Annotated in this window: 1 protein-coding gene; it reads left to right on the forward strand. The window is 67.5% G+C overall.

Features of this window, described 5'->3' with window-relative positions:
- Positions 1–228: 228 nt before the first annotated feature.
- Positions 229–653 (forward strand): DUF736 domain-containing protein (locus tag NN5_RS24830; protein ID WP_067739403.1); only part of this gene is annotated, 425 nt, incomplete at its 3' end.

Genomic DNA, 653 nt, shown 5'->3' on the forward strand with positions numbered 1-653 from the left:
CTGATCTGCTGCCCGACGATTGGCGTCGGGGGTGGGGTTGATCAGGCCGGGACCAGGCGGGGGCTGTTCGGATCGATCCATGGATCGACCGGATCGTCCCGAGGCCGCGGACGCGGGCCTCGGCTATGGCGCTTGCGCGCTGGCTCGGCCGAACGGCCGAGGAGAGGAGGGGGAGGAAGGACGGTGTCCCGGACACAGTGTTCGAGACCATCATCCAGGAGACTTTCCATGAACATTGGTTCGATCAAGCAGAATGAAGGCGGTATTTTCGTCGGCAAGATCGAGACGCTGACGATTGCGATGACGATTGCGCTGCGCGAGGTGCACTCGGCCAATCCGAAGGCGCCGAAGTTCGAGGTGCTGGCGCTGTCGGCATCGCGGGCGTGGGTGCAGGTTGGGGCGCTGTTCGAGCTGTTCTCGAACGGCACGGGCGAGGCGTTCCTCAACGGGAAGATCGAGGATCCGAGCCTGGCGGCGCCGCTTTACATTTCCGCGTTCCGCCAGGAGGACGGCAGCTACAACGTGGTCTGGTCGCGTCCGACGCGGCGGCGCGACCTCGCCTCGGAGATGGCGCGCAAGGCCGATGACGCGCTGCCGCCGCTGCCCGGCGAAGGCGAAACCGCCGGCGCGCCGGCCCAGGGCGCCGAGGCCGG

The organism is Novosphingobium naphthalenivorans NBRC 102051 (genome assembly GCF_001590985.1).
GTDB classification, from domain to species: domain Bacteria; phylum Pseudomonadota; class Alphaproteobacteria; order Sphingomonadales; family Sphingomonadaceae; genus Novosphingobium; species Novosphingobium naphthalenivorans.